The sequence below is a fragment of the Porphyromonas sp. genome (assembly GCF_030529325.1).
Classification (GTDB): Bacteria; Bacteroidota; Bacteroidia; order Bacteroidales; family Porphyromonadaceae; genus Porphyromonas_A.
Window position 1 is genome coordinate 18,085 of the sequence record NZ_JAUMXC010000017.1, and the last position, 24,412, is coordinate 42,496.

The following is a 24,412-nucleotide window of genomic DNA, read 5'->3' on the forward strand; positions in this document are numbered from 1 at the left end:
TGGTGCATAAAATCGAAAGAGCGCATTCTATTTGTAAAGTATATCTGTTATTGTCGGATGTTTAGACTCTTTGAGTTACTTAAATCCAGAGGTCATCTGGTTCTATTTATCTTGCTTGAGGTCATTGCTATCATACTATTGTATAGGAATAGCAATTACCACAGTAGCGTCATACTCAGTTCGACAAATATCATCACCGGTAAACTCACAGAAACTGCAACCATAGCCAACTCTTATATAGGTCTCAAGGATGCCAATATTGAGCTCATGAACCGTAATGCTCAACTCGAACGAGAGGTACGAATGTTGAGAAATAAGATAGAGCGCATCACAGTAGACTCCCTATCCTATCAGCAAATAATGCAGGATAGTATCAATTATCCATTTCCCTATGAGTATAAAATTGCAAAAGTTGTTGGAAATGTTTTATATGGGAACAGTAGCTATCTGACTATTGATATGGGAAGTAATGAGGGCATATATCCGGATATGGGAGTCCTTGGCATATCAGGCCTGGTAGGGGTCGTTAAAACCGTAGGAGGAAGATATGCCCAGGTTTTACCTGTTACAAACAAGGACTTTGCGATGAGTTGCAAAGTAAAGGATGGTGAGTATATAGGTATACTTAAATGGGATGGAGAGAATGCGCAAGAGACCTTGTTAACCAACCTACCTAAGCATATTTCGTATGAAGTTGGAGACTCTGTCTACACAAGTAGTTATTCTGCAATATTTCCCGAAGGTATATTTGTAGGAACTATTGTCGGTGAGGGGAGCTCAATAGATGACAACTTCTGTGCTTTGAAAATCAGACTGAATATGGGGCTTGAAAACATCAAGTATGTCTATGTCCTCACCAACTATCACAGAAAGGAGCGTGATGATCTTGAGACATCATTGGGAATCAACAAGAAGTAGCAATAATGAATAAAAAGTATATATCAACATTGGTACAGTTGGCAATCCTAATATTTGTTCAAGTTGTCTTTTTGAACAATATCAGGGTATTCAGCTACTTCATCCCGCTCATCTATCTGTATCCTATATTTAAACTTCCTGTCCGAACACCATCATGGATTACAATTTTGATGGGTGCCTTTACAGGAATTGTATTGGATGCATTTATGAACACACCGGGACTAAATATGTCAGTCTCCACCCTAGTAGCCTTTGTGAGGACACCTCTTTTAAAGCTTATATTTGATGATGAAATGGAAAAAGAAGATGAGAATTTTTCTCCTTCATTTCATTCTGTGAAGGGATATAAATATCTTCTTTATATTTCTATTTTGACGATATTGCACATCTCCGTTTTGTTACTGACAGAAGCCTTTTCATTGTCATTGTATGCACGTACCATTCCCTATATTCTGTGTTCTACAGTTATTTCAGTGCCTGTAATGATGGTGTTAGATGCTCTAAGTGAGATAAAAAAGCAATAGGCGCTATGCAACGGAAAAATTCAAAATACGCCATTCGGAAGTATTTTATTTCTTCTGTGTTTGTCTTGGTTGTCTTGATCTATGTTCTCAGACTTTTTTATCTACAAGTATTGAACCCAGACTTCAAGATGCAAGCTAATAGCATCGCATTTTTGCGAAAAGCTATATACCCCTCAAGAGGAATGATTTATGACAATAATGATAAACTGTTGGTCTATAATAAATCCACAGCCAATGTTATGGTCATTACGAGGGAGATAAAGGACTTCGATACACTTGATCTCTGTAGTATCCTGAAGATAGATAGGGAGTATATCATTGAGAAAATGAAGAGCATCAAGGACAAGAGAACAAATAAAGGTTACTCTCCCTATCTGCCTCAATTGTTTATGTCTCAGATAACCTCTGAAGAAGCCGGTCTACTGCAGGAAAAACTCTATAAGTTTCCAGGGTTTTATATAGAGCATCGTACGACAAGGGACTATAACTATCCGTCGGCCGCTCTTGTCTTGGGTACAACAGGCGAAGTAAACCAAAAAGATATAGAAGATGATCAATACTATACTCCAGGGGATTATTCCGGTCGTACAGGTATAGAGCGTAGTTATGAAAAAATCTTGAGGGGGGAGAAAGGTGTGTCAGTCCTTCTTCGTGATGCACACGGTCGCATACAAGGGAGTTATGAAGATGGGAAATATGATAAGGAGGTAGTCTCCGGTCATGACTTGAAATTGGGCTTAGATATCGAGCTGCAAACTTACGGAGAAAAGCTCATGCAGGGGAAACGCGGAGCAATAGTGATGATCGAACCCCAAACGGGCGAGATTCGTTGCATGGTTTCGGCTCCAAGTTTTTCGCCTACACTACTGATAGGTAGAGAGAGAGGAGCAAATCATAAGCTACTTGAACAAGACCCACAAAAACCCCTGTATAATCGTGCCATAATGGGGACTTATCCTCCCGGATCGACGTTTAAACTTGCTCAAGGTGCAATTTTTCTGAAAGAAAAGGTAATTACTCCTCAGACATTATACTCTTGTCATCATGGCTATCCGCTATTGGGTAATCGTCCCGCATGTCACCCACATGGGGCACCTCTCAGTCTTGTACCGGCCATTGCAACATCTTGTAATGCTTATTTTTGCTGGGGGCTCAGGGCACTTTTGGAGGACAACAAGAGATTTCACACCATACAAGATGCTTTTGAGAATTGGAAAAACAACATGGTGAACCTTGGCTTTGGCTACAAGTTAAATGTAGACTTACCGGGGGAACGTCGCGGTTACATACCTAATGCTAAAGTGTATGATAAAGTTCATGCAGGGAAATGGAACTCCAGCAGCATTATCTCAATAGCCATTGGACAGGGGGAGATACTAACGACGCCTCTACAAATAGCAAATTTAGGTGCTATTATTGCCAATAAGGGATATTATTATACCCCTCACATGGTCAAAGAAATAACGGCTTATCCAAAGGACTCGCTGAAGATTAAAAGAATGGACACTCATATCCCTCCGGAAGTCTTTGAAGTTATTGAGGATGGTATGGCTGCAGCTGTTTTTGGGGGAACTTGTCGTGGGGCAGCAATTCCCAATATAGCAGTCTGTGGTAAGACCGGAACAATAGAAAATGCTCATGGTAAAGACCACTCCGCATTTGTCGGTTATGCCCCTCGCGAAAATCCTCGGATTGCCATCTGTGTCTATGTCGAAAATGCAGGTTTTGGAGCAACCTTTGCTGTGCCTATCGCAAGGTTGATGATGGAATATTATCTTAAGGGGAGTTTATCTGAGGGGAGTTTAGAAGTAGAAAGAAGAATGATTAACGCCCAAGTGCTATAATTTAAGACGATGAACAAGGTAGAGTCAACATCATTCTTTAGAAACATAGACTATATCACTGTCGGTTTGTACCTATTGATTGTTCTTCTTGGGTGGATTACCATCTATGCTGCCGGCTATGATATACAAAATACCGGGGTCTTTGATTTACACGGACGTACAGGGTCTCAACTCATGTGGTTAGGTGTATCCTTTGTATTCATTGTCTTGATACTTGTGTCTGAAAGCATCTTCATCAAGGCTATTACTCCTTGGGTATATGTAGGGATGCTGCTGCTTCTGATTGTGACGATCTTTATTGCCCCGGATATCAAAGGATCCCACTCCTGGCTCGTCATTACGGATACTATGAGACTACAACCTGCTGAGTTTGCTAAAGTTTCGACCGCTCTAATGTTGGCCCAATGGTGCTCCAGGTATGAATTCAGCATTGCTAATAGACAAGATCTGTTGATATCTCTACTGATCTTTTTGTTACCGATGTTGATAATCATTCTGCAAAATGAGACGGGATCAGCAGTGGTATTTGCAACATTCTTTATCGTGATGTATAGAGAAGGACTCACGGGGAGCGTCATTGCCTATGGTGTGTTCATAGCATTACTTTTTATCCTCTCATTGAAGTTTGCCGGAGTAATGTGGCAAGATACTGCAGCTGATACTTTGGTCGTCATTTCCTTGATTTATACAGCCTCCTACTTAGCTGTTGAGATGTATGGCCGACTTCCATTACTCCGTCCGATTTCTATAGGCATTCCACTGACTGTATTCTCTACGAGCTTTATCTTATCATTTTTTACTCCCATAAACTACGGCTATGCTGCTATCATATCCCTATGCATATATACATCCTATATGTTGCTATGCCTGTTTCTTAATCGAGGAAAGAGGCTGGGTATAATTGTCGCGTTTGCAGTAAGCTCTGTAGCTGTTTTTACAGGGATAGAATATTTTTTCAGCAATGTCCTCCAGGATCATCAACAGAATCGTATCCTTGTATCCCTTGGGATCAAAGATGATCCTTCCGGAGCCGGATACAATGTCAATCAAAGTATGATTGCCATAGGTTCCGGTGGTATTACCGGCAAAGGATTTTTAAATGGCACACAAACTAAATTGAAATACGTTCCGGAGCAAGATACTGACTTTATATTCTGTACTGTAGGAGAAGAGAGTGGATTTATAGGTAGTACTTTTGTACTTGGGCTTTATCTGATCTTGTTACTTAGACTTGTCTACCTCGCCGAACGCCAAAGCGATCCTTTCGCTCGCATTTATGGTTATTCGGTCGCATGCATCCTATTCTTCCATTTGGTAATCAATATAGGAATGGTCATAGGGCTTGTACCTGTTATCGGGATTCCATTACCCTACTTCAGTTATGGAGGCTCCTCCCTACTAAGTTTTAGCATTTTGCTGTTTATCTTCTTGCGCCTGGATACATGTCGCAAAGAAAAGTAGTCGGTGAAAGTCTCATAAAAATTAAGAGCAATAAACCCATTATAGGTTTATTGCTCTTAGTTTTTCAGCCACCTCCTCCATAAGCCATTTAGGAGTAGATGTGGCACCACATATACCGACCTTCCGGACCCATTCGGGCAACTGTTCTGTTATCTCTTCCGGTGTTGAAATAAATACAGTATTTGGGTTGGCATCTTTACAGATCTGATATAAGACTTTACCATTCGAACTATTTTTCCCGGCTATAAAATAGATCCAATCTTTTTGCTTGGCAAATACAGATAGATCCGGGATACGGTTTGACACTTGTGTACAAATAGTGTCATAATGCTCAAAGTAAACTCCACTCTGTAAGTTTGTCTGAATACTCTCGATGAGTTCAGAGAAACCTTCTTTAGACATTGTTGTTTGAGAAAATAGAATAACCGGTCGGGAGTAATCGATCTTGGAAATTTCATCCATCTTTTGAACTACTATGGCTTCACCCCCCGTTTGTCCTACAAGTCCATTGACTTCAGCATGTCCGATTTTACCATATATGATAATCTGAGCATTGTCTTTACGAGTATCTTCATATCTACTTCGGATGCGTTTTTGTAGTCGGAGTACCACAGGGCACGTAGCATCAACAATCTGAATATTGTTGGCACGAGCGAAAGCATAAATCTCAGGGGGTTCACCATGAGCTCGAAAGAGGACCTTGGTATCCTTTAGATTTTTGAGATCATCATAACTGATAGTTTTGAGCCCCTTATTACTCAATCGCTCGACCTCTTGGCTGTTGTGGACTATCTCACCAAGGCAATTAAGGCGATCATTCTGATGCAATTCCTCTTCAGCATGCTTTATGGCATTGATGACCCCAAAGCAAAATCCCGAAGACTTATTGATTTCTATATCTATCATTTAAGAGGTCGCCATTTTTTCAGTGTACATTCTGTATAAGATCTCATTCTGTTCCTCTCTTGTAAGGTTGGAGTTATCCAACGACACAGCATCTTCTGCCTGTCTCAAGGGACTTGCTTCACGAGTGCTATCGATATGATCCCTTGTCACGACATTCTGAAACACCTCGTCATATGTGACAGCTTTTCCCTGTCCTATGAGCTCATCATATCTGCGTTGGGCTCTCACTTCGGGGCTTGCAGTCACAAAGACTTTCAACTCTGCATCAGGGAGTACGACTGTACCAATATCACGACCATCCATGACAACTCCCTTTTCAGCAGCCATTTCTTGTTGTTGTTTTACCAAAAATGCCCTTACTTCGGGAATAGTACTTATGGGACTCACTTTATTGGAGACCTCCATTCCCCTTATTTGGTCCTCTACGTCCACACCATTGAGGAGTAAGTGATTTATGCCACCTTCCGTCTTAAATCTAAGAGTAATATCACCTAATCGAGAGATGATAGTTTCGACCAAGGGGGTATCTGCATCCCATAACCCCTCTTTGATCGTGTACAAAGTCACGCCACGATACATGGCACCTGTATCAATGTACGTATACCCTATCCTCTTAGCCAATACTTTGGCCATGGTACTCTTACCACAGGACGAATGTCCATCCAGTGCTATATTTATTTTTTTCATTTACTTATCATGTGTTGAGTTGCAGTATCAAAGATAATTAGAAAATATGACAAGACCCGCTACAGAGATAAAAAACGTCCTGCACATGATAGTGCAGGACGTTATATGATCAGAGACGCTGCTATATATTAGGGAATCACTTTCTTTCTGAGATAATCTCTAAAGAACGACCGATGAAGTCATCGAGAGAAGCTCCACTTAGCATTCCTTTGGAGAGGAGAGCCAAGTCAATGAGTTGAGATATCACCTTGTTGTTATCCCCAAAGTCTTTATAAACTTTATTGAGCTTGTTTCTGATTTCGGATATTTGATTGGAAGTCTCTTCTATATCCTTTTTGTTTGTTTCTTTTGCAGCATCGTCGAGATCTGAGTTATTAGACTGACTGTATAGTACATCGAGGCGAGCATCATATCCCTTTTTATCAGCGATGAGCAATTTGTAGTCTTGATTGTCAGTATTTGTAAATACTTCTATTATGCCTCGAATGAGTGAGTTGTCCAAGTTAAGGTTTAGTTCATAAGAATCTGGGAGTTCGCCATAGAGTCCCATTCCTTGCTGAAATCCGGCCATGTCTTTCATACGACGCATGAACTCATTCTGGACAATGACGACAGGTTTTTGGTCAAGACCCTGATGAGAAGCCGAAACATGTAAGTTTGCCTTTGATAGAGCAGGCAACTGTTGTTCAAACAGGGCACATATGATGTCTCTTTCCTCTTCAGAGACATTAGCCTTTTCCCTATTTTCATCCTTCTTTGGGATGAGATTTTCGAGAGTGTCGCTATCCACTCTGACATATCGGGTGTCCTGTTGCTTTTGTTCCAACGTGCTGATAAATGGCATATCGAGTTGTCCGTTCGTCAAAAGGACATCATATCCCTTATCGGTAGCTCCCTTGATGTAACTATATTGCGTCTCCTTGTCCACGGCATAGAGACAGACTACTTTTCCCTCCTTGTCTGTTTGCGTTGCAGACACAAGATTTCGGTACTCTTCAAGGGTGTAGAGCTTATCCTCTGTATTTTTCAGAAGAGCAAATTTCTCAGCCTTTTCATAGAATTTCTCATCAGTGAGCATTCCATACTTGACAAATAGCTCAAGGGCACTCCATTTCTCCTCATAGACTGTACGATCATCCTTAAAGAGGTCGTTGAGTTTATCTGCAACCTTTCGGGTGATATACGAAGATATTTTCTTCACATTTGCATCACTTTGGAGGTATGAGCGAGACACATTGAGAGGAATATCCGGAGAGTCAAGGACTCCATGTAGGATAGATAGGAAGTCCGGTAATATGCCTTCGACAGAGTCTGTCACAAAGACTTGATTGCAGTACAACTGGACTTTGTGACGGGAAATGTCCATATTATTTTTTATACGTGGGAAATAAAGTATCCCTGTCAAGTTGAATGGATAGTCGATATTCAGGTGTATCCAAAAGAGAGGCTCCTCACTCATCGGATAAAGCTCTCGATAAAATGCCAAATAATCCTCATCTTTCAGATCATTGGGCTTTTTGGTCCATGCCGGAGCAATATTATTGATGATGAGGTCTTCATCTGTGTCTACCATCTTTCCATCCTTCCATTCTTGTTTTTTGCCAAAGATGATAGGCACGGGCAAGAAGTGACAGTATTTCCGGAGTAGAGACTGAATCTTGGTCGGCTCTAAGAACTCCTTATTGTCTTCGTCGATATGCAGAATAATATCTGTGCCCCTTTCGCGCTTCTCCGCCTCTTCCATACTGTATTCAGGGCTACCATCACAGCTCCAACGTATAGAAGGCTCTTCATTTTTATAGCTCTGAGTGTATATCTCCACACGCTTAGCAACCATGAAGGCGGAATAAAAACCAAGTCCGAAGTGTCCGATGATGGATGCGGCATCATCTTTGTACTTGTCAAGAAACTCTTCTGCTCCGGAGATTGCGATCTGATTGATGTATTTTTCAATCTCTTCGGCAGACATCCCTATTCCATTGTCTGAAATGATCAATTTGTCTCCATCTATCCTTACATTTATTGAGAGATTATCTGTATCAGCATTACTTTCACCCTTGGACACAAGGGTTTTAAGCTTTTGAGTAGCATCCACCGCATTGGACACCAATTCTCTCAAAAATATGTCATGATCACTGTATAGAAACTTCTTGATGATGGGGAATATATTTTCACTATGTACCCCTATCGAACCTTTTTTATTCTGATTACTCATAGAAATTAAATATGTATGGTTTATGATTTATCTCTGTATTTATCGATACAACTTTGACTATACAAGTTCAATGCCAAAGAGGATTGTCAGTAGACAGGCCTGAAGTTCTGTCAGAAGGACTGACAAAATGCCTGCTATTTATCTACCCGGTAATGCCGCAATACTTGGTACAGTATCTTCCTCAGATAAAGAGGATAGAACAAAGGTATACATCCCTCAAAATCGATGTGTCTAACTTGATGAAAAAGGTTGTCTAACTTGACGCATCAAGTTAGACAACCTTTTTCAGCACCTTCATGGAGGGGGAAAAGATTAATACTATTATTCAAGCATGAAGGTGCATTTATACAATAATTTCAGCATCATTAACATAAGACAATACAACTTTGTAGGACAACCCGTAAATTCTTTTACTTTACACGCGTATCTATTGAATGTATGATTACTCTCTTAATCACAAAATTCGCTATCTTTGTGCGTGAATAAAATCAATTACATTCAATTAGAACAAAAGCAGTAAGTAACAACTAACTCAGAATGCAACCGCGAGGCTGTAAGTCTCTATTTAATTTATCAATGAAATGAACGAAGAAATTTTTGAAGATCAGAAACAAAAACACGCTGATTCAACAGAACAAAATTCCACACACCCAAAAAATGACAGTTTTGAGCGCCCCAACCTCAATAAAGGTGGGTACTATGGAGATGGATTTGATGACTCCGGGTCTGACTCAAACTACAGACAAAGAGGATATAGAAACAACAATCGGTACGAGAACAATAGGCAAGACAGAGGTGGCTTGAATAGAAGACATGACAATCATGGAGGGTATTACTCTCAAGATCAAGGTCAGGGAGGCTTCTCAGATCACAGGAATTATGGTCGCCGAAATTTTGATAGATACTCCGACGAAAACTTCAGCTACAGAGAAAGATACCTCTCCACTCAAAAGGGAGAGGATACCCGGATGAGCGACATCGGTGAAGAACAACCACAACGTCGTCGTCGCATGCGTATATCTGAGGTAAAGGCTATGGGGGGCAATCAGGAGGAACACTTCAACCAACATCCCAATAATCAACAACGATACGACAACAGATACAACAGGCCCTATGATAACAGACAGGGTGGAGGCTTCAATGATAGATATCCCCGCCAAGATCGTTATCGTAATGATTATGGCGGTGGTTACAATGACCGTTACTCATCCCCACGCATGGATAACTATGACCGCAGAGGTGGCGGATATGGGAACTACCAGTCGGGGCACGACAACTCGCAGAGAGAATACTACAAGGAAAGATACAATCAGGCGAGAGAAAATAACCGTCAGCAATTCAATGATAGACCTGTCTACGGCAACGATGACAGATATCAACAAAATCGCAACAATAACAGGAGACCTCAACCTCGTAGAGGCTATGGTCAAGAGGGTTATGGCAACGATATGCGCAAAGGCGGATACAATAATAACAATGGTAAGTATCCTCAAAGGCAACAAAAAAGAAGTAAGCCGGGACAGAAGTTTACTCCACGTCCCGTACCTGTGGTGTACGAAAACGACTTCTATGATGAGAATGAACAAATCCGTTTGAATAAGTATTTGGCCAACTCCGGCGTATGCTCTCGTAGAGAGGCTGATGAACTTATCCAGACAGGAGCAGTCTTTGTCAATGGAGAGTCAGTTACAGAACTCGGAACAAAAATAACTATCAAGGACTCTGTTGTTGTAAATGGCAAAGAGGTAAAACCTGAAAACAAAGTCTATATTCTCTTAAATAAACCAAGGAACTGTGTGACTACTTCTGACGATCCTCAAGAACGACTCACTGTTCTTCATCTTGTGAAGAATGCTTGCAAGGAACGCATCTATCCTGTCGGCCGACTCGACCGTAATACGACAGGGGTATTGCTCCTCACAAATGATGGGGATATGGCATCCAAACTTGTACATCCTTCGTTCAAGAAGAAGAAGATCTACCACGTATGGCTTGATAAAGAAGTTACAGTGGAGGACATGCAAAAGATCGCAGATGGGATTGAGCTCGAAGATGGAGAAATGCACGCAGATGCCATCAGCTATGCTTCAGAAGATGATCATACTCAGGTCGGTATCGAAATCCACTCCGGGCGCAACCGTATTGTCCGTCGTATCTTTGAACATCTCGGATACCATGTGTACAAATTGGACCGTGTGTACTTTGCCGGACTTACCAAAAAGAATCTGCCTCGTGGAAAGTGGAGATACTTATCTCAAGAGGAAGTCAATATACTCAGAATGGGAGCTTTTGAATAATAAGGTAACCATATATAGAGTTTAATACGTATAACAAACATACAAGCAATGAAACGATTAAGGATAGTAGACATCGTCAAAGATGCCGAAAAGATAGGTAGCATCGTCAATGTCAAAGGCTGGGTGCGCACTAAACGTGGTAGCAAACATGTAGCATTCATTGCACTTAATGATGGCTCATGTATACACAACCTTCAGATAGTTGTCGAAACAGAAAAGTTTGACGAGGAGTTGCTCAAGAAGATTACTACAGGGGCTGCAATAAATGTCGTAGGTAGGCTTGTAGAATCTCAAGGTAAGGGACAAGCGGTGGAAATGGTGGCTGACAGTATTGAACTTTATGGTACTGCGGATCCTCTCACCTACCCTCTACAAAAGAAAGGGCACACGATGGAATTCCTTCGTGAGATAGCTCATCTGAGACCTCGTACCAATACTTTTGGTGCTGTCTTCAGAATCCGCCACAATATGGCAATAGCTATCCATTCATTCTTCCATGAAAAAGGGTTTTATTACTTCCACACTCCTATTATCACAGCTTCGGACTGTGAAGGAGCCGGACAGATGTTCAAGGTGACAACCTTGGACTTGGAAAACCCTCCAAAGAATGAAGAAGGAAAAGTTGACTTCAAGGAAGACTTCTTTGGTCGTCATGCCAATCTCACAGTCTCAGGTCAGCTTGAGGGCGAACTTGCTGCTATGGCACTTGGATCAATCTATACCTTCGGACCTACTTTTCGCGCAGAGAACTCGAATACTCCAAGGCATCTCGCAGAGTTTTGGATGATAGAGCCCGAAATGGCATTCTATGAAATCGAAGACAATATGGACTTGGCAGAAGAGTTCATAAAGTACTTGGTCAAATGGGCTCTGGAGCACTGTGCAGATGATATAGAGTTCCTAAACAACATGATAGATAAAGAGCTCAGAAGCCGACTTGAGTTTGTCCTTGAACATGACTTTGTTCGTCTAGGTTATACCGAAGGCATCAAAATACTGGAAGACGCTGTTGCAGCAGGTCAAAAGTTTGAGTTTCCTATCTATTGGGGCGCAGATCTTGCTGCAGAGCATGAACGCTATTTGGTAGAGCAACATTTCAAGAGACCTGTCATCCTTACCGACTATCCTAAGGAAATCAAATCATTCTACATGAAACAGAATGAAGATGGAAAGACTGTAAGAGCGATGGACGTGCTTTTCCCAAAGATTGGAGAGATCATTGGAGGCTCTCAACGTGAGGAAGACTATGACAAACTCCTCAATCGAGCCAATGAAATGGGAGTGCCTATGGATGATATCTGGTGGTATATGGATACTCGTAGATATGGTACAGCACCACACTCAGGATTCGGGTTAGGATTTGAGCGCTTACTCCTTTTCGTAACAGGGATGAGTAACATCAGAGACGTGATCCCATTCCCTCGTACTCCAAACAACGCAGACTTCTAATTCATTTCTTATAGATACGAAAAAGCCTCGCTTAATTAACGTAAGCGAGGCTTTTTGTATTTACTTTGGCTATTATCATAAGGAGTAAACATTATACTCATTGGCAAGAGTATCTATCGTAAGGAGCTTTCCCGAAAGAGTTTCCCCACATCCGACTATAATCTTAATCACTTCCATAGCTTGTATAGAACCTATAATACCAGGCAAAGCTCCGAGAACATTGACCTGAAGCTCATCTTCTGAACGATCAAAATTCCCTACAAAATCCCGATAAGAGCCACAACCACTATGATTGAAGACTGAAACCTGTCCTGAAAAGTCACCTACACTCGCATAGACATAGGGAATACCATACTTCGATGAGATCTCATCAACCAAAAAACGGGTCACAAAATTGTCGCAAGCATCCACGACCACATCATACTTTTTTATGATTTCTTCGCCATTAGCAGATGTGAGCCTGTCAGATATCGACTCCAGTTTGACATCCGGATTAAGTGCACGCAACCGTGTATAAGTCTTTTCTACTTTTAATTCTCCCACATCTTCTGCAGAGTACATTATCTGTCGTTGAAGATTAGATAGCCCTACTCTATCATTGTCAATAAAACCTATATGACCAATACCCATAGCTGTTAGGTAGAGAAGTGTCGGAGAACCCAGTCCTCCGGCTCCCACGACTAAAACAGAAGCATTTGCAAGTTTTTCCTGTCCTGCCTCCCCTATTTCAGGCAGGGCAATCTGACGTGTATATTTTACATCCATTCGTCCCAATCTTTCCATACAGGTTCATAACCCTGCGCCCTGACGGCTGCCTGCATTTCTGACGGAGATCTATCGTCATTGATAGAAAACTGTTCAAGCTCCTTATTATGATCAACATAACCTCCCGGTTGAGTACTACTTCCTGCACTCATAGTTGTTGCTCCGATATGCATTGCCATATCCCTGAACTTTGCCGATTCACGCGTAGATAGCGATATATCAACCTGATGATCAAAGAGGCGATATGCACATATCAGCTGAACCAATTGCTTGTCAGAAATCGGATCATTGGGTGCAAAACTACCCACATGAGGTCTAAGACGAGGCAACGAAATAGAATACTTTGTACGCCAGTAAGTCTTCTCCAAGTAGCGCAGATGCATTGCTGTGCACAAAGCATCTGTACGCCAATCTTCTAATCCAAGCAGAGCTCCTATACCAATCTTCCGGATGCCTCCTTGAGCTGCACGATCGGGTGTTTCAAGACGAAACCGAAAGTTTGACTTCACGCCCCTCGGATGATAGATCGGATAAGCGACCTCATTATAGGTCTCTTGATAAACACAAACATAGCTGACCCCGGCCTCCACCAACCGTTGATATTCTTCTGTTTTGAGAGGCTGTACCTCGATAGAGATCTGAGCAAACAGAGGTCTTAATAGCTTTACAACCTCTAAATAATACTCTATACCGGCCACTTGGGGTGCTTCACCTGCAACAAGTAGGATATGCTTAAACCCGAGTTTTAAAATAGCTTCAGCTTCAAGCTTTACCTCCTCCAAAGACAACTTTTTACGGACTATCTTATTAGCATGATTGAATCCGCAGTAGACACAGCTGTTAGTGCAGTAATTTGACAGATACAGAGGGACATAGAGCTGGATGGTCTTTCCAAACCGCTTTTTGGTAAGAGCCTCTGCTTTTATCGCCATTTCATCCAGAAATGGTTCAGCGGCGGGAGATATAAGAGCCTTAAAATCTTCTATATTGAGAGAAGAAGAGACTAACGCTCTCCGTACATCAAACTCCGATTTTGTGAATATTGAGGCTTTTTCAGAGTCCCAATTATACTCTTTCAAAACATCATAAAAAGTCATAAAGCTAATCTTCTCACTATGGTTTAGAAAAATCCCTGAAGGGGTGAAGTAGCTGACGCATAATCCGAAATAGATCCAAGCCCGGCTTCATATCCTAACCTGCCGGACTCTACAGCAAGTCTGAATGCTTTTGCCATAGTTACCGGATCGCTGGCAGATGCAATGGCTGTATTGACTAGTACAGCATCTGCCCCTAACTCCATCGCTTCTGCAGCATGAGAGGGAGCACCTATCCCCGCATCTACAACAACAGGCACGTTACTTTGCTCTATGATGATCTTTAGCAGTTCTCTTGTTACGAGTCCTTTATTAGTTCCGATGGGGGCTCCCAAAGGCATTACTACGGCAGCACCTGCGTCCTCAAGTTTCTTACACAATATAGGATCCGCTTGTATATAAGGCATTACAATGAATCCCTCTTTTGCAAGGATTTCTGTTGCCTTCAGGGTTTCAAAAGGATCAGGCATCAAATATCTGGGGTCCGGATGAATTTCCAACTTCAACCAATTTGTACCGAGAGCCTCTCTCGCCAATCTCGCAGCGAATACAGCCTCTTCTGCTGTATGAACTCCTGAGGTATTTGGAAGTAAATTGACGCCAGGAGCTGAAATGGAAGTTAACAAATCATCCTCCCCACTATTTTGAGCATCAACCCTCTTCAGTGCCACTGTGACAAGTTCGCTTCCTGACTCCACTATTGCTCTATGCATAACATTATTGGAGGCAAACTTTCCGGTTCCCAAGAAGAGTCGAGATTCAAACTCTTGATCCGCTATTATAAGTTTCGTTTTCATTGTATCGTTATATTAGACTGAATATCATTATTACAATTACACAAGTCATGGAAATTCTCCTTAGTCTCACTCCAAGGCATCTACAAACTGCTGACATAAATCACGAATAGACGGAGATCTGTCTATTTCTCCGGAAACTGCCATCCCCAAAAAGCCTATATCTTTCAAATCATGCACATCACTCAGTCTTAGACCTCCAATAGCTACCATCAGCATCGGATGAGGGAGCGTATGGTTGTAAGCCACCAAGTCCGACAGCCCTTCGGCACCAAGTACAGGCGACAGCTTCTTTTTTGTATTCGTAGTCCTATAAGGACCAACCCCGATATAGTCACTACCGGTATGATAAGCCTTTAGTATGTCGACAGAAGTGTTGCAAGTAGAGCCAATGATACTACCTCTACCAAGGATACGACGTGCCTTTACCGGAGACATATCGTCACGTCCAAGATGTACTCCATCAGCGGCACATCTAAGAGCTGCTTCCACATCATCATCAATAATGAGTACTGCTGTGTACTCATCACAGAGTTTACGAAGCATTTTACCTATGATTGTCCGCTCGTCTGTAGTAGATTCTTTTAAGCGCAACTGTACCCACCGGCAACCTCCCACCAAAGCCTCCTTACACCTGTGGTAAAGTTCTTCAGGATCACTGGTATTGGTGATGTATTGAAATCTATAATGTTGTAGTTTCTTGGACTTCTTATCCTCAAAAGCATCCAACGATGGCAGTAGTCCGGTTTTCGAACACATCATCTTAGACACCATGCGCTGCGCCTTACAACAAGCAATAGGAAGACTGTCTCCAAGAGCTAAATAAGCAGTAACAGCTGAAGAGAAAATGCAGCCCGTCCCATGCTTTGCTGTACCATATCTGGAAACGGAAAATGTCTGCAAACGCAGACGAGGGCGAAAAAGCATATCTTTGGAGATATCTCTTTCTTGAGAGTGTCCCCCCTTTAGCAAAATACTACAATCTGTCTTATCAGCTATAGCCTGAAGGGTTTCTTCATCACAAGAGCCAAACCAAGCTTCGCACTCAGGAATATTTGGAGTAATCAAAGATAAAGACCTCATCACATCCAATATCCGTGATTTATCGTCGGTCTGAAGCACTACACAATCTCCGGCTGTTGTTGATTTAATCGGATCCCAAACTATCTGTTTGATACCCAGACGGAGCATCTCATCTATCACAGTCTTTACGAGACCAAGGGATGACATCATGCCTATCTTTGCAGCCCTGATATTATTACCCTTAGCACTGAGTCTCATGTTTTCTAAAATAAGTTCCAATTGGACCTCTTCGTAGCTGTGAAACTCAGAGACATTTTGCACTGTAAGAGTGGAAGGTATGCTCACACACCTGACTCCACAGGCTTCCGCGACTCTTGTATCAGCAACAATTCCGGCACCTCCGCTCGGATCATGTCCGGCTACGGAAAACATAATGGGATCAGAAAAAAGTCTAAACTTTTGAAGTTCGAGACCTCTTTTATCCCATATGTTTCCCAATATTGCTACTCCATCAAAGCCTCGTCTATAGCATTCGAAAGCATTCTCAGAGCTTATCCCTCCAAGAGCCAGGATAGGAAAAGGCACCCTTTTTATCTCTTCACGCAACTCTGATAACTTTGGGTTGCTTTGATATCCAGCCTTTGAAATACTGTCAAACACAGGGCTCAACAGGACATAGTCCGGAGTGAAAGATAAAGTTTTCAAGTCCTCCAAAGAATGAATCCCTGTTGAAACAATATGCAGAGGAGACAATAGGCCTTCAGGTATCCTGTATGTTTTCTTAGATGCCGGTATGTAGATACCTGCCAGATTGAACTGATCAAGGAGATCATAATGGTCGCAAATAACAATCCTATGGTGATACGGTGGGTGTACTGACTCCAAAAACCGAATGTACTCTTCTCTCTTACCATCAGGCAAACGCAAGTGTAGTCTCTGTAGTCCGTAGTCAAATAGGGCATTGGCTACTTTAGCTTCGTATATCGAGGCCTTAGGGGGTGTTATGACGACCAACATTGTTAGTTTCCTCCTTCGTTATCAATCTGTTTCCGTAGACGTCTGCTTGCACGCATAGAGCAGAAGTGCTCTCCACACATAGAACAGAAGTGAGCAGTCTTGTGCCCCTCAGAGGGCAAGGTTTCATCATGAAATTTCAGAGCCGTTTCGCTATCTAAAGCCAAGTGGAATTGATCCTTCCATCTGAACTCATATCGAGCCTTACTCATCGCGTAATCACGGAAATAGGCAGCAGGATGCCCCTTCGCGAGATCGGCTGCATGAGCCGCAAGCTTGTATGTCACAACACCTTCCTTGACATCGTCCCTGTTTGGTAGACCGAGGTGCTCTTTTCGAGTTACATAACATAGCATTGATGTGCCATACCACCCTATCATGGTTGCTCCGATAGCAGATGTTATGTGGTCATACCCCGGAGCTATATCCGTTACCAAAGGTCCAAGAGTGTAAAATGGAGCCTCATTACAGTACTCAAGTTCAAGCTCCATATTTTCTTTGATCTTTTGCATTGGGATATGGCCGGGGCCTTCGATGATAACTTGGACATCATATTTATCCGCAATTTTAGCCAACTCTCCGAGAGTTCTGAGCTCTGCAAACTGAGCTTCGTCGTTTGAGTCCGCGATACAACCGGGACGTAAACCGTCCCCGATAGAGATAGCCACATCATATTTAGCCAATATCTGACAGATCTCTTCAAAATGCTCATACAAGAAGCTCTCACGCTTATGAGTCGTACACCAGCTTGCCATGATAGCGCCACCACGAGAGACGATGCCTGTAACACGATCCTTGGTCAAGGGAATAAAGTGCCAACGAAGCCCCGCGTGGATAGTAAAGTAGTCGACACCCTGCTCTGCTTGTTCGATAAGAGTATCCCTATATATTTCCCATGTAAGATCAGCCACTTTACCTTTTACCTTTTCGAGTGCTTGGTAGAGCGGCACAGTACCTATGGGGACAGAAGAGTTACGGATGATCCACTCACGAGTTTCGTGTATATTTCGACCGGTAGACAAGTCCATTATGGTATCTGCACCCCAACGCATAGCCCATACAGCCTTTTCGACTTCCTCTTGGATTGATGACGTGATAGCAGAGTTCCCTATATTGGCATTTACTTTTACGAGGAAGTTACGCCCGATAATCATCGGTTCGCTCTCCGGGTGGTTGATATTTGCAGGGATGATCGCACGTCCTGCAGCAATCTCTTGTCTGACAAACTCAGGAGTGATGTATTCCGGCAAATTAGCTCCGAAAGATTCGCCTTTTTCTCTCTTATATTTTTCTTTTATCTGATCACAAAGCTGATTTTCACGGATTGCCACATATTCCATTTCCGGAGTGATGATACCCTTACGAGCATAATGCAACTGTGTGACTCGATGCCCCTCTTTGGCCACCAATGGTTGCTCGTTCAGGTGAGCAAAACGGAGATGATCCAATGATTTGTCGTTGCGTCTCATCCGTCCATACTCGGAACTTTGCTCCTCCAGACGCACCACATCCTCACGCTCAGTGATCCATCTTTCTCTAAATCGAGGCAACCCTTTCTGTACATCTACAACATAGTCCGGATCAGTGTATGGGCCTGATGTATCATAGACAACAACAGATTCGTTCTGAATAGCATTTCCATCTTCGTCAATCGTTGGAGAGAGATCAATACGTCTCATAGGGACTTTAATATCTGTCCTACTCCCTTCTACATAAATCTTGACAGAGCCGGGAAGAGGTCCGGAAGTAATCACAAGGTCTTTTGTTTGATCTTTTTGTTTCATCGGAATATTAAATTTTATAGTCTTTATCAGGATAAAAGCAATTAATTCAAAGGGATATCATCCTCCTTTGGAAATACCTATAATTGTCACACTGTCACCTTCACTAAGGATTGTCTCTGCCCAAAAGTCTCGTCGTATGACTTGCATATTCACGGCAATAGCCACACGTTGCGACTCTATACCTTGAGAGACGGCAAGAGACTGCAAAGACGTCCCGGGGGGAATCTCCACAGATTGTTTGTTCAATAAAATTAGCATTGTTGATTACTATTATCCATCACGTTTATTTACCTATGAAATCTAAAAGGGTGACGGTCAGTACTGAGAAATGCGCACAAGACAGTGGCATAGTACACAAAATAGCATATAGACAATTGGTCTTTACCTCCGCCGGTATTACCCGGATCAGGTTAAAGGGTCTAATCTCAGCCACATTGCTCGTGTAAATCACTACAGACGCATGCAGCACCCCTAAGATTCCGAACACAAAGAAACGCATCTCTTTTGAAATATCCAAATAGATACGCTAATTTATTGTAATTTTCATACGCCTTCAGTCGGCCATTTCTCTCTCTGTCTTGTCAGGACATATTCATATTTCCTAAACATGCAACTCAAGCCCTTTTACCTCACGGAACACCTCTATCATTAGGCCATCTAACACCCCGGCCTTGATATGGGTGAAAACGTTGTCTAACTTGAAGCATCAAGTTAGACTGATTAATTTATCAAGTTAGACACATCGATTTTGAAGGTTCTATACCTTTGAGGATACATCAGCATTCGCTTAGAAATCCGTAACTTTGCGGATACGGTGGTGTTTTATACATTTGCCTCACAAAAGATATGATACTCAAACAGCTATCCCTGACCAACTATAAAAATATAGAGGCTACAGCCCTTAGCTTTTCCGACAAACTTAACTGTATCATCGGCTCTAATGGTATGGGCAAAACAAATCTCCTTGACAGTATATACTACCTGTCTTTTGCCCGGACATGTGTATATCTGCCTGATCATATGGTCATCCGCAATGGCTCTGACATGGCGATACTTGATGGGAAATACAAAGTCGGAGATAAGGATGAACACCTATATTGTGGGATAAGGATAGGAAAGGCAAAGGTTTTCAGACGAAATAAAAAAGAATACACCAAAATCTCTGATCATATCGGAGCATTTCCTCTTGTTATGATTTCTCCGGCTGATTTTGATCTCATCAGAGGTGGAAGTGAAGAGCGGCGAAAATTTATGGATATGATCATATCCCAAGAGTCATCTACCTACCTCCTTGCACTGATATCATATAGAAAGCTCTTGGAACAACGCAACAGTATGCTGAAGAAAAGAGTTTTTACAGCAGAGCTGATGGATATTATAGAGGAGCAAATGGCCTCTCATTCCGAAACCATAATGTCATACAGGAACCAATGGTTGGAGCGCATCCGCCCTATATTTTTGGAGTATTATGGTTATATATCCGATAATAGTGATGATGTCAGTCTGGTTTATCATTCATCCTTGGAGGGGAATGTTTGTCCGACATCAAGCAATTTCATAGAAACATGGAAAGCATCAAGAGATAAAGATTTGATCCTCGGGCACACATCAATCGGACCTCACCGAGATGATTTGGATATGCTACTTAATGGTATATTGATACGTAAAATCGGATCCCAGGGGCAAAACAAGACGTTTATGGTAGCTCTGAAATTTGCACAATTCAGGCTTCTGCGTATACTGCGACCCAATAATATGCCTCTCTTATTGCTTGATGACGTCTTTGACAAACTTGATGCTCACCGTGTAGATCGCATAGTGAAACTTGTATCCGGAGAGGAGTTCGGACAGATTTTTATGTCTGACACCAACCGTAAGTATCTTGATCAGATCTTATCTCGTTTGCCGGAGAACACCTATTCGATATTTACAGCCCAAAATGGGATATTCAATGAGTTGAAGTCATGAAACGATATACCTCTGAAAAAGTAGATTCTCTGCTGAATAAGATGGACGAGGAGCTTCCGGTCCTTAAGGCTATAAAGAGACAAAAAAAACTCGAAGAGGAGTGGAAAAAAATTTCAGATACTACCCTAAAAAGACTCGACATCAAGGCGTCTATAGACAGTGAAGGTGTTTTGAGATTATTATGTCCATCAACGGTCTCTCTCGACTATGTCAAACGCCAAAGACCTCTCATAGAAGAACGCCTGGCAAATTTTATGGAGGAATGGGAAATCTCGCACATTCACATAATACTGGCATGAAACAAAAAGAGAAAGGGCGACTATACATATAGTCGCCCTTTCTCTTTTTATGTCCTCTAAAATTACTGTTTCTTTAGGAGGTCACGAATCTCTGTCAAGAGCTGCACATCTGCAGGAGGAGCAGCCGGCTTTTCTGGCTCAGCCGGTTTTTCACGCTTCATCTTGTTGATAGCCTTGATTGCCATGAAGATAACAAATGCAATGATCAAAAAGTCAATAACAGTCTGAATGAAGCTACCATAAAGTATAGCAACTTCTGGCTTTACGACCTCTCCTCCATCAGCAACAACAGCGTTGGATAGGACAACCTTCAAGTCTGTAAAGTTGACCCCACCGATAAGCTTTCCTATAGGAGGCATGATCACATCATTAACCAACGATGAAACGATCTTACCAAAGGCTCCACCTATGATGATACCAACTGCCATATCGACAACATTGCCCTTAACAGCAAATTCTTTGAATTCTTTCAATAATCCCATAATAATCTTGAGTTGTAAGTTTGCGAATTATACTATAAAATCAGTATGTTTTCGGTAAAGATAGCACTTTTCTTATAAAAGAGAACCCTCCAATAACTTTTTTATACTATTTAATAGGTTTCTTCAACGTTTGCGCAAGATGCTGTTAACAACTCTAACTGTTGAAATAATCTTATTGCTTTGGGTGACAACATCTACGTTCCACACATGCGAACTCCTTCCCTGATGAACGATTGTAGCTACAGCTTTCACAACCTCCCCTTCATGAGCCGAAGATATATGGTTACCGCTTACCTGCATACCTACTTGTATCTCATTTTCATCCAAAAGAAGTATCGATCCTATGCCGGCAACGGTTTCTGCAAGAGCCAAAGATGCTCCGCCATGCAATATCCCCATAGGTTGACGAGTACGTATATCTACAGGCATTGTAGCTTCAACATGCCCTCTCTCCAATAGGGTGCAACTAATACCGAGGGAGTGCATGAGCGTATTGTGGCTTAGGGCATTCAGTGCCTCTGCAGTAAAATGAGGAGCCACTTCCGCCTCGAGTATGTGCTTATTTATGAGGTGGACTATTCCATCTTCACTATTCGATTTGGTCACATAAGCGGCACATTGTTTGACTGCTTCGGTAGCATTTGCCATAGCGACACCCAGGCCGGCCATCTGTATCATCCCGACATCATTATAGCTATCGCCAACAGCTATGAGCTCTGAGCGATCCATACCTAAATCTTTGAGGAGGAAATCCAAAGCATTAGCCTTGTCCACATTAAAAGGAACAATGTCCAATATAAATGGCACAGGATGATGAAAACTTAATTGACCCGGGAACTCACATTCTAATGCGTGCCTGACCTTGGCAATCTCTATAGGATCCCCCATGACAACACACTTGAAAGGAGGGCGATCCACTGCCGCAACAAAATCTCGTACCGCCTCTATTTTCATACCATTGTTGAATATACTTTCTTGGAGTACCGTCTCATCAGTATCGTCTTCAGTTATGATCGAGTTTCGCTTATATGATAGCAGTGGTAATCCGAAAGATTTGACTATATCATAGATACGAGGTATCAAATCAAGCTTTATTGTATTACGTACGAGGATGGTCCCATCAAGGCACGAAGTGATCTTGCCTCCGTTATATGAGACAAGATAACCATCATAATTTGCCATCTGCAACTCCTTGGCATAAGTTTCCAGACCATACGTCGGACGCCCTGATGCGAGCACAACCTTTACCCCGGCTTGTTGAATATTCAGTAGAGCATTGAGAGTTATAGGGGAGATCTTTTTATCCTCTCCGAGAAGAGTTCCGTCCAGATCAAGTGCTATAATTTTGTATTTGTTATTCATAGTGTTTCAGTCTATATATTTGGTGGAAAGGTACAAAAAAAGAGGCACATAAAGACTACTTACAACTTCCTTACATGCCTCCCTTAAAAACACCCTTATAGAATATTATTGATTTAGCAGCTTTCAATATCAAAAATGGATGGAGGATTTGGAGTGAAAACCAAAGTATAGGACTTCGTATCATCCTCTCGAATGGCAAATCTGTCATCAATCTGGAAAGGAACAACCGCGACTACCTCTTCGCCGCTAAGAAGTATCGGGACTCTTGACCTATGTATCTGTGGAACACCTTTTTCTCTTAAGTATGTAAAAACCTTCTTCTTGCCTGACTGCATGCCAAACGGACGAAAATAGTCTTCTGCAGATGCATACCTAAGGATGAGACTGTCTTCATGATGAGCAAGTGAAAATGCCAAAGAATGGAGGTCTTTACGAGATTCTGATGTCCATAAAAATGTACCTATCGATGTGGCACAAGGGACATCTAAGGTTATTGTTTGGGGTAGCAAATCGGAAATCCCATCGTTTTGATAAGCAAAATATAATCGTCCTCTAAATAACTCTGCTACAATCTCTTTGTTCCTTGAATAAAAGACCGCCCTTGCACGCTCTTTGTCTGACAAGATATCGCCAATGATTTGGGGGCTAAATCCTATTTTTTGAAGTGCCCTGAACATCAATAATCGATAATGAGGGATTTTTCTTGCCCCTTCAAGATCAAAAGACTGCTCCTGAGGAGAAAAAAAAGTTTGCGTAAAGCTCTTAAGCTGATCATCTATGAGTGCCTGTTCCTCACTAAAATGAGAAAGAGATTGCTTCATATTCTCATAAAAATTCGGATTGAGCTTACAAAGCATCGGCAGCACATTGATTCTTAAATAATTTCGTCGGAACATATCATCCTCGTTACTTGAGTCTGATATGTAACTAAGTCTTCTTTCTCTCAAAAAAAGAAGAATCTCATCCTTACTAGTCTCCAATAATGGACGATATATATACCCATTTATCTTTTGCATGCCAAGTAACCCTACTCCTCCTGTACCTCTTATTAGGTTAAGCAACACAGTCTCGACTTGATCATTAAGATGATGTCCCACAATGATATGAGAGGCATTGTAACCTTGACGCAATTCCTCAAACCAGGAGTATCTGAGCTCCCTTGCAGCCATTTCAATTGAAATTTTGTGCTCTTTTGAATATGACAAAGTATCAAAGTGTTTTACTTCAAGCCTATGTGTATTCCACCTTGTATCCATCATTGTCTCAACAAAAATCTGGTCTCTATCAGACTCCTCACCTCTTAGATGAAAGTTACAATGCGCTGCTATTATCCTCAACTGACCGACTCTAGAAAGCAACTCCATCATAGCAACAGAATCTGCCCCCCCACTCAATCCTACAATAACTGTATGACTTTCAGATAGAACTTCTTTTATATTGCGTATAATAGCTTCAAACATAATATTATATATTGAGGTAGTGTCCGAAAAAGTGTGTAAGGTTAGTTCTCCCTTTTTCCCCTGGGG

20 protein-coding genes and 1 riboswitch are annotated in these 24,412 nt (G+C 41.9%); of the genes, 8 read left to right on the forward strand and 12 right to left on the reverse strand.

The window, feature by feature from the left end; translation table 11 throughout:
- Positions 1-57 precede the first annotated feature (57 nt).
- The 4 genes from mreC to rodA are packed head-to-tail and all read left to right on the forward strand — an operon-like array spanning position 58 to position 4,747.
- Positions 58-918, forward strand: coding sequence for a rod shape-determining protein MreC (gene mreC, locus Q4A14_RS04215; protein ID WP_303170167.1), 861 nt, complete (start codon positions 58-60; stop codon positions 916-918).
- Between the two features lie 5 nt (positions 919-923).
- The gene (locus Q4A14_RS04220; protein ID WP_303170168.1) at positions 924-1,442 is read left to right on the forward strand and encodes a rod shape-determining protein MreD; all 519 of its coding nucleotides are present in this window, start codon (positions 924-926) and stop codon (positions 1,440-1,442) included.
- Positions 1,443-1,447: 5 nt separating this feature from the next.
- Complete coding sequence (locus Q4A14_RS04225) at positions 1,448-3,286, forward strand: penicillin-binding protein 2 (protein ID WP_303170169.1); 1,839 nt, start codon at positions 1,448-1,450, stop codon at positions 3,284-3,286.
- Between the two features lie 9 nt (positions 3,287-3,295).
- Positions 3,296-4,747: a rod shape-determining protein RodA gene (gene rodA / locus Q4A14_RS04230; RefSeq protein ID WP_303170171.1), complete on the forward strand. Its 1,452-nt coding sequence runs from the start codon at positions 3,296-3,298 to the stop codon at positions 4,745-4,747.
- A gap of 39 nt (positions 4,748-4,786) precedes the next feature.
- Here rodA and Q4A14_RS04235 read toward each other — a convergent pair whose 3' ends face one another.
- The 3 genes from Q4A14_RS04235 to htpG all read right to left on the reverse strand — a co-directional run bounded on the left by Q4A14_RS04235 (position 4,787) and on the right by htpG (position 8,555).
- Entirely contained in the window at positions 4,787-5,653 is an 867-nt protein-coding gene (locus Q4A14_RS04235; RefSeq protein WP_303170172.1) for a 4-hydroxy-3-methylbut-2-enyl diphosphate reductase, read from the reverse strand.
- Positions 5,654-6,340, reverse strand: coding sequence for a (d)CMP kinase (gene cmk / locus Q4A14_RS04240; RefSeq protein WP_303170173.1), 687 nt, complete (start codon positions 6,338-6,340; stop codon positions 5,654-5,656). It lies immediately after the preceding gene.
- A 136-nt stretch (positions 6,341-6,476) separates the two neighbouring features.
- The gene (gene htpG, locus Q4A14_RS04245; protein ID WP_303170174.1) at positions 6,477-8,555 is read right to left on the reverse strand and encodes a molecular chaperone HtpG; all 2,079 of its coding nucleotides are present in this window, start codon (positions 8,553-8,555) and stop codon (positions 6,477-6,479) included.
- Between the two features lie 1,034 nt (positions 8,556-9,589).
- Between htpG and Q4A14_RS04250 the strand changes: the two genes are divergently transcribed.
- Positions 9,590-10,852: a pseudouridine synthase gene (locus Q4A14_RS04250; RefSeq protein ID WP_303170186.1), complete on the forward strand. Its 1,263-nt coding sequence runs from the start codon at positions 9,590-9,592 to the stop codon at positions 10,850-10,852.
- A gap of 39 nt (positions 10,853-10,891) precedes the next feature.
- Positions 10,892-12,301, forward strand: a complete 1,410-nt coding sequence (gene asnS / locus Q4A14_RS04255) for an asparagine--tRNA ligase (RefSeq protein ID WP_303170188.1) — start codon at positions 10,892-10,894, stop codon at positions 12,299-12,301.
- 75 nt (positions 12,302-12,376) lie between these two features.
- Here the strand turns inward: asnS and Q4A14_RS04260 are convergent, their stop codons facing one another.
- The 6 genes from Q4A14_RS04260 to thiS all read right to left on the reverse strand — a co-directional run bounded on the left by Q4A14_RS04260 (position 12,377) and on the right by thiS (position 19,033).
- Positions 12,377-13,066, reverse strand: a complete 690-nt coding sequence (locus tag Q4A14_RS04260; RefSeq protein ID WP_303170175.1) for a HesA/MoeB/ThiF family protein — start codon at positions 13,064-13,066, stop codon at positions 12,377-12,379.
- The gene (gene thiH / locus Q4A14_RS04265) at positions 13,057-14,163 is read right to left on the reverse strand and encodes a 2-iminoacetate synthase ThiH (RefSeq protein WP_303170176.1); all 1,107 of its coding nucleotides are present in this window, start codon (positions 14,161-14,163) and stop codon (positions 13,057-13,059) included. The genes Q4A14_RS04260 and thiH overlap by 10 nt, the downstream gene beginning before the upstream one ends.
- Positions 14,164-14,186: 23 nt before the next feature.
- Entirely contained in the window at positions 14,187-14,957 is a 771-nt protein-coding gene (locus Q4A14_RS04270; RefSeq protein ID WP_303170177.1) for a thiazole synthase, read from the reverse strand.
- Positions 14,958-15,023: 66 nt separating this feature from the next.
- Positions 15,024-16,994, reverse strand: coding sequence for a thiamine phosphate synthase (gene thiE / locus Q4A14_RS04275; protein ID WP_303170178.1), 1,971 nt, complete (start codon positions 16,992-16,994; stop codon positions 15,024-15,026).
- Between the two features lie 2 nt (positions 16,995-16,996).
- Entirely contained in the window at positions 16,997-18,775 is a 1,779-nt protein-coding gene (thiC, locus tag Q4A14_RS04280; RefSeq protein WP_303170179.1) for a phosphomethylpyrimidine synthase ThiC, read from the reverse strand.
- A gap of 57 nt (positions 18,776-18,832) precedes the next feature.
- Positions 18,833-19,033 (reverse strand): sulfur carrier protein ThiS, encoded by a 201-nt coding sequence (gene thiS / locus Q4A14_RS04285; protein WP_303170180.1) that lies wholly within the window; start codon positions 19,031-19,033, stop codon positions 18,833-18,835.
- A 107-nt stretch (positions 19,034-19,140) separates the two neighbouring features.
- A riboswitch (TPP riboswitch) is annotated at positions 19,141-19,258 on the reverse strand.
- Between the two features lie 363 nt (positions 19,259-19,621).
- Here thiS and Q4A14_RS04290 point away from each other — a divergent pair.
- Together Q4A14_RS04290 and Q4A14_RS04295 are read left to right on the forward strand one after the other, a co-directional pair.
- The gene (locus tag Q4A14_RS04290) at positions 19,622-20,743 is read left to right on the forward strand and encodes a DNA replication/repair protein RecF (protein ID WP_303170181.1); all 1,122 of its coding nucleotides are present in this window, start codon (positions 19,622-19,624) and stop codon (positions 20,741-20,743) included.
- Positions 20,740-21,042, forward strand: coding sequence for a hypothetical protein (locus Q4A14_RS04295; protein ID WP_303170182.1), 303 nt, complete (start codon positions 20,740-20,742; stop codon positions 21,040-21,042). The genes Q4A14_RS04290 and Q4A14_RS04295 overlap by 4 nt, the downstream gene beginning before the upstream one ends.
- 62 nt (positions 21,043-21,104) lie before the next feature.
- Here the strand turns inward: Q4A14_RS04295 and mscL are convergent, their stop codons facing one another.
- From mscL to tilS, 3 genes are all read right to left on the reverse strand, one after another.
- The gene (gene mscL / locus Q4A14_RS04300; protein WP_303170189.1) at positions 21,105-21,527 is read right to left on the reverse strand and encodes a large-conductance mechanosensitive channel protein MscL; all 423 of its coding nucleotides are present in this window, start codon (positions 21,525-21,527) and stop codon (positions 21,105-21,107) included.
- A 120-nt stretch (positions 21,528-21,647) separates the two neighbouring features.
- Positions 21,648-22,886 carry a Cof-type HAD-IIB family hydrolase gene (locus tag Q4A14_RS04305; protein WP_303170184.1) on the reverse strand — a complete coding sequence of 413 codons (1,239 nt, stop codon included), beginning with the start codon at positions 22,884-22,886 and terminating at the stop codon, positions 21,648-21,650.
- Positions 22,887-22,999: 113 nt separating this feature from the next.
- On the reverse strand, positions 23,000-24,412 hold a 1,413-nt coding region (gene tilS, locus Q4A14_RS04310), incomplete at its 5' end, for a tRNA lysidine(34) synthetase TilS (protein WP_303170185.1).